Origin of the sequence: Streptomyces montanus, assembly GCF_005786655.1 — a bacterium.
GTDB classification, from domain to species: Bacteria; Actinomycetota; Actinomycetes; order Streptomycetales; family Streptomycetaceae; genus Streptomyces; species Streptomyces sporangiiformans.
In genome coordinates, this window is the sequence record NZ_VBZC01000034.1 from 25,628 (window position 1) to 40,348 (window position 14,721).

At 67.8% G+C, this 14,721-nt stretch carries 10 protein-coding genes and 1 pseudogene; all 11 read right to left on the reverse strand.

The features are described 5' to 3' along the window. Positions 1-35: 35 nt before the first annotated feature. Positions 36-1,505 carry an ArnT family glycosyltransferase gene (locus tag FE633_RS27825; RefSeq protein WP_138047938.1) on the reverse strand — a complete coding sequence of 490 codons (1,470 nt, stop codon included), beginning with the start codon at positions 1,503-1,505 and terminating at the stop codon, positions 36-38. 96 nt (positions 1,506-1,601) lie between these two features. Beyond that, complete coding sequence (locus tag FE633_RS27830) at positions 1,602-3,128, reverse strand: amino acid permease (RefSeq protein ID WP_138047939.1); 1,527 nt, start codon at positions 3,126-3,128, stop codon at positions 1,602-1,604. Between the two features lie 141 nt (positions 3,129-3,269). Next, on the reverse strand, positions 3,270-5,201 hold the full coding sequence (gene dxs, locus FE633_RS27835; protein WP_138047983.1) for a 1-deoxy-D-xylulose-5-phosphate synthase: 1,932 nt from the start codon (positions 5,199-5,201) through the stop codon (positions 3,270-3,272). A 237-nt stretch (positions 5,202-5,438) separates the two neighbouring features. Continuing rightward, on the reverse strand, positions 5,439-6,740 hold the full coding sequence (locus tag FE633_RS27840; protein ID WP_138047940.1) for a sugar ABC transporter permease: 1,302 nt from the start codon (positions 6,738-6,740) through the stop codon (positions 5,439-5,441). Beyond that, positions 6,737-7,528 carry an ATP-binding cassette domain-containing protein gene (locus FE633_RS27845; protein WP_138047941.1) on the reverse strand — a complete coding sequence of 264 codons (792 nt, stop codon included), beginning with the start codon at positions 7,526-7,528 and terminating at the stop codon, positions 6,737-6,739. The genes FE633_RS27840 and FE633_RS27845 overlap by 4 nt, the downstream gene beginning before the upstream one ends. A 183-nt stretch (positions 7,529-7,711) precedes the next feature. Further along, positions 7,712-8,812 (reverse strand): ABC transporter substrate-binding protein, encoded by a 1,101-nt coding sequence (locus FE633_RS27850; RefSeq protein WP_171060152.1) that lies wholly within the window; start codon positions 8,810-8,812, stop codon positions 7,712-7,714. Between the two features lie 133 nt (positions 8,813-8,945). Beyond that, the gene (locus tag FE633_RS27855) at positions 8,946-10,145 is read right to left on the reverse strand and encodes an ROK family transcriptional regulator (protein WP_138047985.1); all 1,200 of its coding nucleotides are present in this window, start codon (positions 10,143-10,145) and stop codon (positions 8,946-8,948) included. A gap of 341 nt (positions 10,146-10,486) precedes the next feature. Then, positions 10,487-11,151 (reverse strand): annotated as a pseudogene (locus FE633_RS27860) (MFS transporter); the annotation flags it as partial. Between the two features lie 51 nt (positions 11,152-11,202). Beyond that, positions 11,203-12,123, reverse strand: coding sequence for a carbohydrate ABC transporter permease (locus FE633_RS27865; RefSeq protein ID WP_138047942.1), 921 nt, complete (start codon positions 12,121-12,123; stop codon positions 11,203-11,205). 91 nt (positions 12,124-12,214) lie between these two features. Continuing rightward, positions 12,215-13,144: a carbohydrate ABC transporter permease gene (locus tag FE633_RS27870; RefSeq protein ID WP_138047943.1), complete on the reverse strand. Its 930-nt coding sequence runs from the start codon at positions 13,142-13,144 to the stop codon at positions 12,215-12,217. Positions 13,145-13,241: 97 nt separating this feature from the next. After that, a complete protein-coding gene (gene ngcE / locus FE633_RS27875; protein ID WP_138047944.1) occupies positions 13,242-14,690 on the reverse strand; it encodes an N-acetylglucosamine/diacetylchitobiose ABC transporter substrate-binding protein in 1,449 nt (482 codons plus the stop codon). Positions 14,691-14,721 lie beyond the last annotated feature (31 nt).

Below are 14,721 nucleotides of genomic sequence, written 5' to 3' on the forward strand. Positions count from 1 at the left end.
CCCTGTCCTCGGCGTCGGCTTGGCAACGACTACGGCTACGGCCAGCGCTGCGGCACGCGTGCGTAGAGCACCGCTCCGTCCACGAGCCCCGCCCGCTCGTACTCGGCCGCCAGCAGCCGCCCCAGCCAGGGCAGGCGTTGCGGGGCGTACGGCTTGCCGCGCGAGTCGTCGACGAAAAGGGCCGGTGCGTGGGCCGTGAGCTCCTCGCGGAACACCGGCCACGCGCCCTCGACGGCGTACTTCTCGCCGACCCGGGGGCCGTCGCGGCCGCCGCTGTAGTTGGTGAGGAGACCGGCGGTGAGGTAGCGGGTGGCGGGGACGCGGTCGGCGAGCCAGTACGTCTCGGGGTGTATCCCCCAGACGAGGACCCGCTCGCCGGGAGCGGTGCGCTGGGCCACGGCCGCCGCGACGCGTGCCGCGTGCGCGAGGTCGGGGCGGGGAGCCAGCAGGCCCCAGGACAGGAACAGGGCGCAGCAGCAGGCCGAGGTGAGCAGGGCCGTCGCCAGACGGGCGAAGGGCAGGATCTGGAGGGCAGCCGTCGCCAACAGGGAGAGGGGCGGCGTCAGTTGCAGGAAGTAGTGGCCGAAGAAGTGGAAGCCGAGGAGGACCGCGACGGCCGACGAGGCCAGCCACAGCCACAGGTCCGCCGCTCCCGTGCGAGCGACCCGCAGCACGCGTACGACCGGCGGGATCAGACCCGCGCAGCCCACGCCCAGGATCGTGGTGTTGGTCAACGCCCGGCCCGCGATGTGGAGTTCGGAGCCCGCGAAGGACGCGTACGCGCCCGAGCCGGTGACCGTCCAGAACAGGAACCCGGCGGGATCGGTGACCAGCGCGGCGCCGAGTACCGGGAGCACGGCCCCGACGCCGAGGCGTACGAGGTCCTTTCGGGATCCCCCGCCGCGCCACAGCAGCCACAGCACGGGCACCACGACCGCCCCGCCGGTCTGCTTGGCCAGGGCCGCGCAGGCGACTGTCGCGCCCGCGGCGCCCCAGCGGCCCCGGTCCGCGCACCACATCGCGGCGGCCGTGCAGGGGAGCATGAAGATCTCGAAGGCGGCGGCCTGCGCGTCCTCGGGATGGAGCCCGATGGAGGAGAGCAGATACAGCACCCCGGCGAAGCGCCCCGGTCCGTCGCCCCAGCGGCGCCGGGCGAGGGACGCCAGTAGCACGGCGGTCAGCAGCTGCGCGAGGACCGCGCACACCCGCACGCCCGTCAGTGAGCCGTCGCCGAAGAGCGTGAACGCCCCCTGGTAGAGCCACGGCACGAGCGGCGGCTTGCGGTCCACCACCGTCTCGTACAGCGAGCCGCCGGCGGCCAGCAGCCGGGCCTGGACGGCGAGATAGCCCTCGTCCGGATTCCACAGCGGGAGCCGGAAGGAGGGGATCCTGGTGACGCAGGCCAGGACGGCCAGGGCCGGCAGCAGCCGGGTCCAGTAACCGGAGGGGCGGACGCCCGCGGGCTCGTATCCGGAGGGTGACGAGACGAGGGGCTCGGCGAGCATGCTGTGCACGCTATCCGGCCCCGCGACCTCTACCGAAGCGGAACATACGGGGATGAACCGCCCAATTCGAATGCGCCCGCGCGAAGACCGAGGCGGTTACTGCGTGTCGTTGGTTCCGGTTACCTCGTGTTGTCGGTCGGCGGCGAGGTCCGCGGTCTCCTCCATACGGCTGTGGGAGCGGCCGTAGAGGAAGTAGACGACGAAGCCGACCGCCATCCAGCCCGCGAACCGCACCCAGGTCTCGGCCGGCAGGTTGAGCATCAGCCACAGCGAGGCGAGCACGGACAGGATGGGCACCCAGGGGACCAGCGGGGTGCGGAAGGAGCGGTGGAGTTCGGGGCGGGTGCGGCGCAGGATGACGACGCTGATCGCCACGACGACGAAGGCGAAGAGCGTGCCAATGTTCACCAGTTCGGCGAGCTCGCTGAGGCTGGTGAAGCCCGCCAGTGTCGCGATCACCACGCCGAGCAGGATGGTCGGCCGGTGTGGCGTCTTGTACCGGGGGTGGACGTGGGAGAAGAAGCGGGGCAGCAGTCCGTCACGGCTCATCGCGAAGAAGACCCGGGTCTGGCCGAGCAGCAGGATCATGCAGACGGTGGTCAGGCCGACGGCGGCGCCGAAGCTGATGAACCCGGCGTACCAGGAGTGCCCGGTGGCCTTGAAGGCGTCGGCGAGCGGGGCGTCCACGGACAGCTTGCTGTAGTGCTGCATGCCCGTGACGACGATCGACACGGCGACGTAGAGCGCGGTGCAGATGAAGAGGGAGCCGAGAATGCCTCGGGGCATGTCGCGCTGCGGGTTGCGCGTCTCCTCGGCGGCGGTGGCGACGATGTCGAAGCCGATGAAGGCGAAGAAGACGACGGAGGCGGCGGTGAAGATGCCCATCACACCGAAGTTGGTGGGCTCGTAGCCGAACACCAGCTGGATGAGCGGCGCTTGGAGGTCGTTCCCCGCTTGCTGCGACTGCGCGTCGGGGATGAAGGGCTTGTAGTTGTCGGCCTTGATGAAGAAGGCACCCGCGATGATCACGACCAGGACCACGGTCACCTTGATCGCCACGATGATCGAGGTGACGCGCGCGGAGAGCTTCATCCCAAGGACGAGGATGGCCGTCAGGAGCAGCACCAGGCCGAAGGCGAGGATGTCGAAGCCGAACCCGTCGGCCACGTCCGGCCCGGCCAGCGCGTCCGGCAGATGCCAGCCGGCGTTGTCCAGCAGCGAACGGACATAGCCGGACCAGCCGACCGCGACCACCGCCGTGCCCAGCGCGAACTCCAGCACCAGGTCCCAGCCGATGATCCAGGCGGGCAGCTCGCCGAGGGAGGCGTACGAGAAGGTGTACGCCGATCCGGCCACCGGGACGGTGGAGGCGAACTCGGCGTAGCACAGGGCCGCGAGACCGCAGACGACGCCCGCGGCGGCGAATGCGATCGCGGTGGCGGGCCCGGCCACGTCCTTGGCCACCTGGCCCGTGAGGACGAAGATGCCGGTGCCGATGATCACTCCGACCCCGAAGACGGTGAGGTCCAGGGCGGAGAGCGACTTCTTGAGCGCGTGTTCGGGTTCCTGAGTGTCTCTTACAGATTGTTCGACACTCTTCGTCCGGAAGAGGGTGTTGCTCACAGGCATACCTCCCGCGCTTGTCGTCGTCGACATGAATGAGCGGTGGTCGTATGCCCCGACACCACGAGTTCACGCCAAAAAAGAGCCGGTTCCGACACCCTGCCGAGTGCCGGAACCGGCCCGTACGAACCTGTGGGGACGTCAGTCGCGCGCGGGCTCCACGGAGTCGACGGCGCCCGCGTCGGCGTCCGAGAAGCGGCCGTCGATCCTGGAGACGAGGCCGGTGACCTGGCGGGCGATGTCCGGCGCGGTCAGGCCGATCTCCGCCATGACCTCCTTGCGGGAGGCATGGTCGAGGAAACGCGGCGGGATACCGAAGTCGCGCAGCGGTACGTCGACGCCCGCGTCGCGCAGGGCCTGGGCGATCGTCGAACCGACGCCGCCGACGCGGGAGTTGTCCTCGACGGTGACGACCACGCGGTGCCGCTCGGCGAGCGGGGCCATGGCCTCGTCGACGGGCTTGACCCAGCGCGGGTCGACGACCGTGGTGGAGATGCCCTGCTTGTCGAGGAGGTCGGCGATCTCCAGGCACATCGGCGCCAGCGCGCCGACCGAGACGAGGAGGACGTCCGGGGTGTCGGTGCCCGGTTCGCGCAGGACGTCCATGCCGCCGACGCGGCCCACCGCGGGGACGGCCGGTCCGACCGCGCCCTTGGAGAAGCGCACCACGGTCGGCGCGTCATCGACCTCGACGGCCTCCCGCAGCTGGGCGCGGACCTGGTCGGCGTCGCGCGGCGCGGCGAGCCGGAGGCCGGGTACGACCTGGAGGATCGACATGTCCCACATACCGTTGTGGGAGGCGCCGTCGGTGCCGGTGATGCCGGCCCGGTCGAGGACGAACGTGACACCGCACCTGTGCAGGGCGACGTCCATCAGGACCTGGTCGAAGGCGCGGTTGAGGAAGGTCGCGTAGACGGCGAAGACGGGATGCAGTCCGCCGGTCGCCAGGCCCGCCGCCGAGACCGCGCCGTGCTGCTCCGCGATGCCGACGTCGTACACCCGGTCCGGGAAGGACTTGGCGAACTTCTCCAGGCCGACGGGCTGGAGCATGGCCGCCGTGATGGCGACGATGTCCTCACGCTCCCTGCCGAGCTTGACCATCTCCTCGCCGAACACGGAGGTCCAGTCGGCGCCGGAGGACGCGATGGGCAGGCCCGTGTCCGGGTGGATCTTGCCGACGGCGTGGAAGCGGTCCGCCTCGTCCTGGAGGGCGGGCTGGTAGCCGCGGCCCTTCTCGGTGAGACAGTGCACGATGACGGGACCGCCGAAGCGCTTGGCGCGGGCGAGCGCGGACTCCAGGGCCTCGATGTCATGGCCGTCGATGGGTCCGACGTACTTCAGGCCGAGGTCCTCGAACATGCCCTGCGGGGCGATGAAGTCCTTCAGCCCCTTCTTCGCGCCGTGCAGGGTCTCGTACAGCGGCCGTCCGACGACCGGGGTGCGCTCCAGGATGTCCTTGCCGCGGGCCAGGAAGCGCTCGTAGCCGTCGGTCGTGCGCAGCGTCGCCAGGTGGTTGGCGAGGCCGCCGATCGTGGGCGCGTACGAACGCTCGTTGTCGTTGACGACGATGACGAGCGGGCGGTCCTTGGCGTCCGCGATGTTGTTGAGCGCCTCCCAGGCCATGCCGCCGGTGAGGGCACCGTCCCCGATGACCGCGACCACGTGGTCGTCCCGGTCGAGGACCTCGTTGGCTTTCGCGAGGCCGTCGGCCCAGCCGAGGACCGTGGAGGCGTGCGAGTTCTCGATGACGTCGTGCTCGGACTCGGCCTGCGAGGGATAGCCGGACAGGCCGTCCTTCATCTTCAGCCGGGTGAAGTCCTGACGACCAGTGAGCAGCTTGTGGACGTAGGACTGGTGTCCCGTGTCCCACAGCACCTTGTCCTTCGGGGATTCGAAGACGCGGTGCAGCGCGATGGTGAGCTCGACGACACCGAGGTTGGGGCCGAGGTGGCCGCCTGTCTTGGAGACCGCCTCGACGAGGAAGGTCCGGATCTCCTCGGCCAGCTGTTCCAGCTGCTCCGGGCTGAGCCGGTCCAGATCGCGCGGTCCCCTGATACGGGTCAGCAGCGGCACCCGTGCCTCCTTGCAGTAGAGCTGTTCGAGCTTTGCCGGGCTCGTCGAGTCTAATGTTCCGCCTGTCACGGCGAAGCCCGGGCTCAGTGCCTTCTTTGTCACGCGATCGGCCCCGCGCCCCGTAAGGGGCGCGGGGCCGTGACATGGTGCGGCTCCGCCGCGTGGGCGCGACCAGCCACCAACAACTCCGCAGCTGAGGAACCACCGCAACCAACCACGGCGCCCCCTGCTCAACCGCTACGCGCGCCCCGCCGTCTTCTGCGTCTTACGCGTGACGGAGTCGATAACGACCGTGGCGAGAAGCACACTGCCAGTGATCATGTACTGGATCGGCGTGGCGATGCCTTCAAGGGCGAGGCCGTACTGGATCGAGGTGATCACCATGACACCGAGCAGCGCGTTCCACGTGCGGCCGCGCCCACCGAAGAGGCTGGTGCCGCCGATCACGGCTGCCGCGATCACGTTCATCAGAAGATCACCCGCGCCGGCGCTCTGGTTGGCGGCGGCGATCTTGGAGGCCCAGAACAGACCGCCGACCGCGGCGAAGAAGCCCGCCAGGGCGAAGACGGAGATCCGTACCGCCGTGACGTTGATACCGGCACGCCGGGAGGCCTCGACGCTGCCGCCGAGCGCGAAGATCTTGCGGCCGTAGCCCGTGCGGCGCAGCACGAAGTCGGTCGTCACCAGGACCAGCATGAACAGCAGCAGCGCGAGGGGCAGGCCCTTGTACTGGTTGAACATGATCGCGGCGGCGTACCCGACGATCGCCAGCAGGGCCGTGCGCAGCACGATCTCGCTGAGCGGCCGGGACGGGACGCCCGCGGCCTCGCGGCGTCGGCTGTCCAGGAGGGAGGTGACGAAGAAGACGACCACCGCGACGGTGGCGAGCCCGTAGGCGGCGGCGACGTCCGAGAAGTAGTACGTCGTCAGCTTGCCGATGAGACCGTCGCTGTCGAGGTTGATGGTGCCGTTCTCACCCAGGATCTGGAGCATGAAGCCGAGCCAGAACAGCAGGCCGGCCAGGGTGACCGCGAACGCGGGCGCGCCGATCCTGGCGAAGAAGAAGCCATGGATCGCGCCGATGAGCGCGCCGCCGACGAGGGCGATGACCACGGCCTGCCACTCGGTCATGCCGTGTGTGACGCTGAGGACGGCCGCGATGGCTCCCGCGACACCGCTGACGGAGCCGACCGACAGGTCGATCTCGCCGAGCAGCAGCACGAAGATGATGCCGACGGACATCATGCCGGTCGCGACCATCGCGACGGCGATGTTGTTGAGGTTCTCGGCGGACAGGAAGGCCGAGTTCAGGCTCTGGAAGATGGCGCCGATGACGATCAGGCCGACGACGACCGGGATCGAGCCGAGGTCTCCGGCGCGCAACTTGCGCTTGAATTCGATGATGTAGCCGGCGAAGCCGCGCTCACGCACGAGCAGTCGCGGGTCCACCGCGACGTCCGCGCCGACGGCCGCCTCAGGGTTCTCGACGACACCGCCCGAGGACTCCAGGGTGGCGTTCTTCGTCTTGTCGATGCTCACTTCTGAGCCTCCCCGTTACTGCGGGCCGCACGACGGGTGACGGCGTTGTCCGTGGCGCCCGTGATGGCGGAGATGATCTCTTCCTGCGAGGTGGACTTCACCTCGAAGACGCCGTTGTTGCGGCCGAGCCGCAGCACCGCCACCTTGTCGGCGACGGCCTTCACATCGGCCATGTTGTGGCTGATGAGGATCACGGCGTGGCCGCGCTCGCGCAGCCGCTCCACCAGGTCGAGGACCTGGGCGGTCTGCTCGACACCGAGGGCCGCGGTGGGCTCGTCGAGTATGACCAGCTTGGGCTCGCCGAGCATGGAGCGGGCGATGGCCACGGTCTGGCGCTGGCCACCGGAGAGCGAGGCGATCGGGATGCGCACGCTGGGGATGCGGATCGACAGCGTGGTGAGCAACTCGCGGGCGCGGCGCTCCATCTCGACCTCGTCGAGGACGCCGCGTCTCTTGAGCTCCCGGCCCAGGTAGAGATTGCCGACGACGTCGATGTTGTCGCACAGCGCGAGGTCCTGGTAGACCGTCGCGATGCCCAGGTTCTGGGCGTCGTGCGGCTTGTTGATCTGGACGGACTTCCCGTCCCATTCGATGACGCCCTCATCGATGGGGTGCACGCCGGCGATGGTTTTCACCAGCGTGGACTTGCCGGCGCCGTTGTCGCCCACGAGGGCGACCACCTCACCGGAGTGGACCTCGAGCTCTACGTCGGTGAGCGCCTGGACGGCGCCGAACCGCTTGGAGACCCCGCGCAACGCCAGCACAGGCGTAGCGGACACGTGAACCATCTCCTTCGCCGCCTGACCCGGCGGGAGGTTGTGCAGAAAAGTTGTAGAGGGGTGTTCCTGCCGGCGCCCCGCCCGAGCTTGCGGGGCTGGTTGTGTGCGGGGCGCCGGAGGGGCTTCGAGTACGCGAGTCCCGTACGGGAATTCAAGGACGAATTCCCGTACGTAGAAAGGGACTTGCGGTACTTACTTGAGGCCGATCTTGTCGCAGTCGGCCTTGAACTTGGGCGTGCAGATCTCGTCGACCGTGTAGATGCCGTCCTTGATGACCGTCTCGTTGATGTTGTCCTTGGTCAGCGAGACAACGGGCACGAGGACCGAGGGGATGCCCTTTTCGGTCGGGCTGTCGACATCTTCCTTGGCGATGGAGTCGAGCTTCTCGCCCTTGGCGAGCGCGACGGCCATCTCCGCCGCGATGTCCGCCTCCTGCGGGTAGGGCTTGTACACGCTCATGTACTGCTCACCCGCCACGATGCGCTGCACGCCGGCGAGTTCGGCGTCCTGGCCGGTGACCGGCGGGAGCGGGGAGACGCCGGCGGCCTTCAGGGCGGTGATGATGCCGCCCGCCATGCCGTCGTTGGCGGAGTAGACACCGACGATGTTGTTCTTGCCGATCGCGGAGATCGCGCCTTCCATGTTGGAGTTGGCGTTCTCCGGCTTCCACTCCTTGGTGTCGTACGACTTCGCGATGTCGACCTTGCCCTGGAGCTGGGACAGGGCGCCCTTCTTGAAGAAGGCGGCGTTGGGGTCGGTGATCGCGCCGTTCATCATGACGATCTTGGCGGAGGGCGTGGCCTTGTCGCCGAGGGCGTCCAGGAGCGCCTTGCCCTGGACGCGGCCGACCTCTTCGTTGTCGAACGAGGTGTAGCCGTCGATGGGCCCCTGGGCGAGGCGGTCGTACGCGACGACGGGGATGCCCGCGTCCTTGGCCTTCTTGACGGAGTTCTCGATGGCCTTGGAGTCCACCGCGTCCACGATCAGCACGTCCACCTTGTTGGTGATCATCGTGTCGACCTGCTGGTTCTGGGTGGTGGCGTCCTGCTTGGCGTTGGCGTAGACGACCTCGCCCTTGTTGTTCGTGAGCTCCTTGACCTTCTTCTCGATCAGGGGCTTGTCGAACTTCTCGTAACGCGCGGTCTGGTTCTCCGGAAGGAGCAGACCGACCTTGATCGCGTCGCCCTTGCTCGCGGTCTCGTCGCTGTCGCCGCCGGACTCCGCGGCGCTCCCGCAGGCCGCGAGCGAGGCAGCCATCGCCCCTGCCGCGACGGAAATGGCGGCACGACGCATACGCGTGTTCACTTCAGAAACCTCCCTGACAAGGCCGCGACAGTGCGGCCGAGGTGGCTGGAAGTCAACTCGGCCCAATGTGCGACGTCAAGAAGTAAATCCTTAACGAGATGGCAACGGTGCCATCCGTTCTCTAAGTGAAGGCAGGTGCGGTCACCGAAAGGGTTCCGTCCAAAAGGGTCGAATCTCCCATCTCGCTGAGTGCGAGAGCGAGTGCCCCGAGGACCTCCGCCCGACCGCCAAGTGCCCCTGGAAGAACGGAAAGCTGACGCGCCGCACTGGGAATGGCATAGCGGCCGACCGACTCCCTTATGGGCCCGAGCACCAGCTCACCGGCCTCCGCGAGATCACCGCCGAGGACCACCCGGCTCGGGTTGAGCAAATTACAAAGGTTGGCGACTCCACTGCCGATGTGTCGGCCGACGTCGGCGATCACGCGACGGCAGCCAGGGTCCCCGTCCCGCGCCAGCCGCACGACAGCTTCCATCGTCAGATCCGTGCCGTGGCTGGACTGGAGGAGCGGCAGCACATAGCGCGCGGCCGCGAAGGTCTCCAGACAGCCCCGGTTTCCGCAGCGGCAGACGGGGCCGGACTCATCAAGAGTAATATGCCCGATTTCTCCCGCAGTGCCACCCGGGCCGCGGTAGATCCGGCCGTTGATCACCAGGCCGGCGCCGACACCGCTTGCCACCTTGATGTACGCGAGGTCCTTGACCCCCCGGCCGCTGCCCCAGACCAGCTCGCCGAGGGCACCGAGGTTGGCGTCGTTGTCCACGTGCACCGGCACGCCGAGCCGCGCCCGCAGCTCCTCGGCGGGCTTGGTACCGGTCCAGCCCGGCAGGATGGCTGTCGAGCCGAGCGTTCCGGACTCCACGTCGATCGGGCCCGGTACGCCGAGGCCCACGCCCGCGATCTTGGCACGGTCGACACCGGTGGCCAGGATCAGCCGGCTGACCAGCTGTTCGGCCCGGTCGAGGCCCTGCGCGGCGGAGGCGTCCACGTCCAGCGGCTCGGACTCCTCGGCGAGCACCTGATGCGCGAGGTTTCCGATTGCGACGCGCAAATGGGTGTGCCCGAAGTCGACCCCTATCACGATGCCGGCGTCGCCGCTCAGGCTGACGCTGCGGGCCCGGCGGCCGCCGGCCGACGTGGGCGTGACCTCGACCGTTCCGCCGTCCTTGAGTTCCCGGACGATATTGGAGACCGTCGCGGCGGACAGGCCCGTCGTCCTGGCGATCTCCGCCTGCGTGAGCGATCCGGCGAGGCGCACCGCACGGACAACCCGTTCGAGATTTGCTCGGTGCAGCGATGACTGAGAGCCCGGAGTCTCCACGACGACCTCCTGCGTACGGGGCCGCCGCGGCGAGGCCCCGCCTATGTCCAACTAGTGAACTCTAAGCTGAGCCGTTGCGGTCGCCTCCCGTCAAGAGGTTGAGCTGATCTGGAGCAACCGGCCCACCCGAACGAGGATCGGCCCCGAAAGCCCCGCGGCGCGCTTCTCGGCCGTGAACGAAAGTACGCCCGCGCGAACGGTCTGACCTCCTCGTCGTGGCCAAACGCGACAGCGCGGCTGCGGCCTGGAGCGGGCGGCGCGGCGCGCAGTCCTGTGCGCACGTCCGCCATGTGCTGGGGCCGGGCACGCTGTCCCGTTACCGCGCGGGGAGTCGGCATGGGTCATCGCACGCTGCTTTCTGCGTCGGCGTCCTGGGCCAGGGGCTCCGTGCCGACGTCGCCCGTGCTGAGGAACGTTCTGGGTATCCAGCGCAGGGCGATGGCTCCGAGTGCGCAGTGGAGGATGCCTGCGATGACGGCAGTAGCGTGCAGACCGGCGACGAAGGCGGTCTGCGCGTCGCCGATCACCCCGGGTACGAGGCCGGGGATCCGGAGTGTCGAACCGCGGCGACGGCGGTGTCGGCGACAACGCTGAAGGAGATGCCGTAGCCGATGCCGGCGACGACGGTGGATGCGATGTACCAACCGATCCCGCCGGAGACGCTGGTGGGCAACAGCAGGAGCAGACCTGCGGCGATGAAGGAGTGGCAGGTGATGAGCGCTGCTCGTGCGCCGGTACGCGCGACCAGTGCCGGTGTGACGATGCAGGTGACGGTGAGCACAGCGGCGCCGGGGAGCGCGACGAGAGCCGCGTCCAGGACGGTCAGTCCGAGGACGGACTGGAGGTAGATGCCGCCGAGGTAGGCCACTGCCGACCATGCGGCCAGAGGCAGAAGCCCGGTGATGGCCGCGATCGTGAACACCCGGTCGCGGAAGAGTCGGAAGTCGATCAGCGGGTGTTCGAGGCGGGGTTGCCGCCGGACGAACCAGCCCAGGGTGACGACGCCGACGATCCCCGTGTGCCGACGGCGCGGTGGTCGCGGATTCGCTGTGCGGGGCTACTTCAGGGCGCCCGCCGTCAGGCCCTGTACGACCTGGCGCTGGAAGACGATGTAGGCGGCGAGTACCGGCAGCATCGCCATCACGAGGCCGGCGAAGAGGCCGGACCAGTCGCCCTTGTAGCCCTGGCTGACGGCCAGTTGGACGAGGCCCTGGGTGAGCACCTTGCCGTCGGGTTCGGTGTTGAGGACCGTCGGCAGCATGTACTGGTTCCACTGGCCCAGGAAGTTGAAGATGCTGATGCTGATCAGACCGGGCTTGGCCATCGGCAGCATCACCTGGAAGAACGTCCTGGTGTGCGAGGCGCCGTCCACGAAGGCCGCCTCGGCCACCGAGGTCGGCAGCGTACGGAAGAAGGCCGTCATGAAGAACACCGTGAACGGCAGCGAGTACGCGATGTAGACCAGGATCAGCCCGGGCAGCGTGTTCAGCAGCGAGAGGTTCTGCATGACGTAGAACAGCGGGACCAGCGCCAGGATGATCGGGAAGCTCATTCCTCCGATGAAGAGGAAGTAGATGAAGCGGTTCCCGGGGAAGTCGAAGCGCGCGAGGACGTACGCCGCCATGGAGCCCAGCAGCATGGTGCCGACGAGCGAGAAGCCCACCACGATCACCGTATTGAGGAAGTAGTCGCTCATGTGCGCCTCGGTCCAGGCGCGCGACCAGTTGTCGAAGTGCAGCGTGTCGGGCAGCGCCCACGGCGAGCTGAAGATGTCCCGGTCCCTCTTGAACGAGGTCATCACCGCCCACAGCAGCGGCATCACGACCATGAACGCCCAGAGGATGAGCATGCCGTGCGAGAAGACATTGAGGGTCCTGCCCTCGGCGGACTTCTCCCGCGGCGCGGGCGCGCCCGTCGTCTTGGTGACGGGTGGCGGCTCCTCGGTGGCGTCGGCGGGAGGCGTGTCGGTCGTCTTCACTCGTGTCCTCCTCGCGACTCGGTCAGCTCGGTCGTCTCAGTCAGCTCGGTCGCCTCGGTCCGCCCGGTCAGCCCGGTCAGCTCCGTCCGCATCAGTACTCCAGCCGCTCGCGCCGGCCCAGCCTCATCACGACCGCCACGAACAGCAGCGTCAGGATGAGCAGGGCGACACCGATCGTCGTCGCGTAGGCGGCCTGACCGTCGCGGAACGCCTTCTGGTAGACGTACAGCGGCAGGACCGTCGTCGAATAGTCGGGGCCCCCGCCGTTCGGCCCCACCGTCATGATCTGCACGACCGCGAACGACTCCGCGCCGAGCGCCAGGATGCCCATATAGGCCCAGCCGGACTGCACCGTGTCCCAGAGCAGCGGCAGGGTGATCCTGAAGAACGTGGTGATGCGGTTCGCGCCGTCGAGCAGCGCGGCCTCGTAGTAGTCCTTGGGAATGGAGGCCATTCCGGCGGAGAACAGCACCACGAAGAATCCGACGGTGCACCAGACGAGAACCGCGAAAACACACCACAGGGCGAGGTCGGGATCGCCGAGCCAGTCGGGCTGGACGTTGTCCAGGCCCACCGCCTTCAGCGCGGAGTTGAGCGCGCCGCTATTGGGGTTGTAGGCGAACTGGAACAGCAGGGCGACGATCGCGATCGACAGTACCTGCGGGAAGAAATAGACGACCTTGTAGAAGGAGGAGCCGCGGACGCCCGCGATCGCGGCGTTCTTCCGGCGCCGTCCGCCGACATTCAGCATGAAGGCGAAGAACAGCGCCAGCGTCAGCGTCACCAGCGGCAGCAACACGACGAACATCACACTGTGCTGGAAGGACTTCCAGAAGACCTCGTCGTCGAGCAGCCTCGTGAAGTTCTTGAAGCCCACCATTTTGAACTCGGGGCTCAGACCGCTCCAGTCCGTGAACGAATAGTAGATGGACTGGATGAAAGGCCAGATCACGAAGAGGACGTAAATGGCCAGGGGTGCCGCCAAGAACCCCACGATGAAACGGTATTTGCCGTGTTGCATTCCTTCGGACCCCATCTTCTGGCGGGCGCTGCCGACACCGGCGCCGCACATCGAGAGCCTGGGGCCCCGGGTCCCGGCCCGGGGCCCCAGGCCGCGCTCACTGGTGCTTGTAGTGCTTGATGGTGTCGTCCTTGGCGGCTTCGTCGGCGTAGCCCTGGATCTTCTTGATGGCCTCGGCCGGGGTGAGCCGCCCCGCCATCATCTCGCCGAGGCCGCCGACGCCGATCTTCTCCTTCTGCAGCGCCACGTACCAGTCCTGGATGCGCGGGTTGACCACGTTGTCGCCGGCCTTCTCGAGGGCGGCGATCGCGGACGTCAGACCCGGAGTCAGCTCGATGCCGTCGGTGCCGCCGTCGAGCGCGGTCAGCGACTTGACGGACTTGGTGAAGTTCTTCGACGAGGCCTCGCTGAGCATGATGCGCAGCTGCTCCATGCCGCCGTCGGGGTTCTTGGCCTTGGCGGGGACGACGAAGGGCTCGCCGCCGGACGCCCAGATGGTGCCGAAGGGCATCTTGTCCGAGCTGTCGATACCTGACGGCGCCGACACCGTGCAGGCGAAGTCCTTCGGCATGGTCTTCGCCGCTTCGTTCTCCACCCACGAACCGTTGGGGATGAAGAGCGCCTTGCCCTCTGTCCAGGCGGTCTGGGACTGGATGTGGTCCAGGCCCGGGGTGCCCTTGAGGATGTAGCCCTTCTTGAAGAGCTCGTAGTACGCCTCGAAGCAGGTCTTGACCGCGGGGTGCTTCCAGGCGTTCGGCTCCAGGTTGTCGATCGCGTCGAGGACCTCTCGGCCGCCGACCTTGGCGATCATCGGGTAGAGCGAGAAGGGGAGGTAGTACGGGTGCTTACCGGCGTACGTCCAGCCCGCCATGCCCTTCTTCTTCGCCTTCGCGCAGACCGCGAGCATGTCGTCCCAGGTCTCCGGGTAGGTCGCGTCAAGCGACTCCAACGCCTTCTGGGAGTACCACACGCCGTAGACGGTGTACGCGTAGTACATGATCCAGATCGGGTCGCCGTCGAACTGGCCCATCTCGACGACGCCGGGGCGAAGAGTGTCCCGGACCTTCTTGCTCGGGTCGTCGACGGACGGCGCGTCCAGCAGCGGCGTGAGGTCGGCGAGCTGCTTCTTGCCAACGAGGACGCCCATGTCCATCTGCTCGGCACCGGAGTTGTCGATCAGGTCCGGCGGGGTGCCCTGGTTGAAGCGCGGCTGCAGGACCGACTGGATCTTCTGCGTCGACGAGAACTTGACCTTCGACTTCGGGAACTTCTGCTCGTAGACCGCCTTGGCGTCCTCGGCGTACTTCGTGCCGAAACCGCCGTCGAAGATGACGATCTCCAGCGGCGCGCTCTCGTTGACGGCGAGCGGGTTCTCCTTGCTCTTCTTGCCCTTGTCCACCTTTTCGTCGCTGCCACTGTCACCGCTGGCGCACGCGGACAGGAAACTCATGGTGGGCACGGCGATCAGGCCGAGTGCGGCGGACCGCTTGATCAGATCGCGGCGGCCGACACCCTCATGGTCACTGTGGGCGGAAGTGGATCCCATGCTCAAGTCCTCGCCTTCTCCAGGACTCAGG

Excerpts from the sequence above, each read along its gene's own strand:
- FE633_RS27825 (WP_138047938.1), bottom strand. The coding sequence starts at position 1,505 with ATGCTCGCCGAGCCCCTCGTCTCGTCACCCTCCGGATACGAGCCCGCG.
- FE633_RS27845 (WP_138047941.1), bottom strand. The coding sequence starts at position 7,528 with ATGGTTCACGTGTCCGCTACGCCTGTGCTGGCGTTGCGCGGGGTCTCC.
- FE633_RS27850 (WP_171060152.1), bottom strand. The coding sequence starts at position 8,812 with ATGCGTCGTGCCGCCATTTCCGTCGCGGCAGGGGCGATGGCTGCCTCG.
- FE633_RS27870 (WP_138047943.1), bottom strand. The coding sequence starts at position 13,144 with ATGCAACACGGCAAATACCGTTTCATCGTGGGGTTCTTGGCGGCACCC.
- ngcE (WP_138047944.1), bottom strand. The coding sequence starts at position 14,690 with ATGGGATCCACTTCCGCCCACAGTGACCATGAGGGTGTCGGCCGCCGC.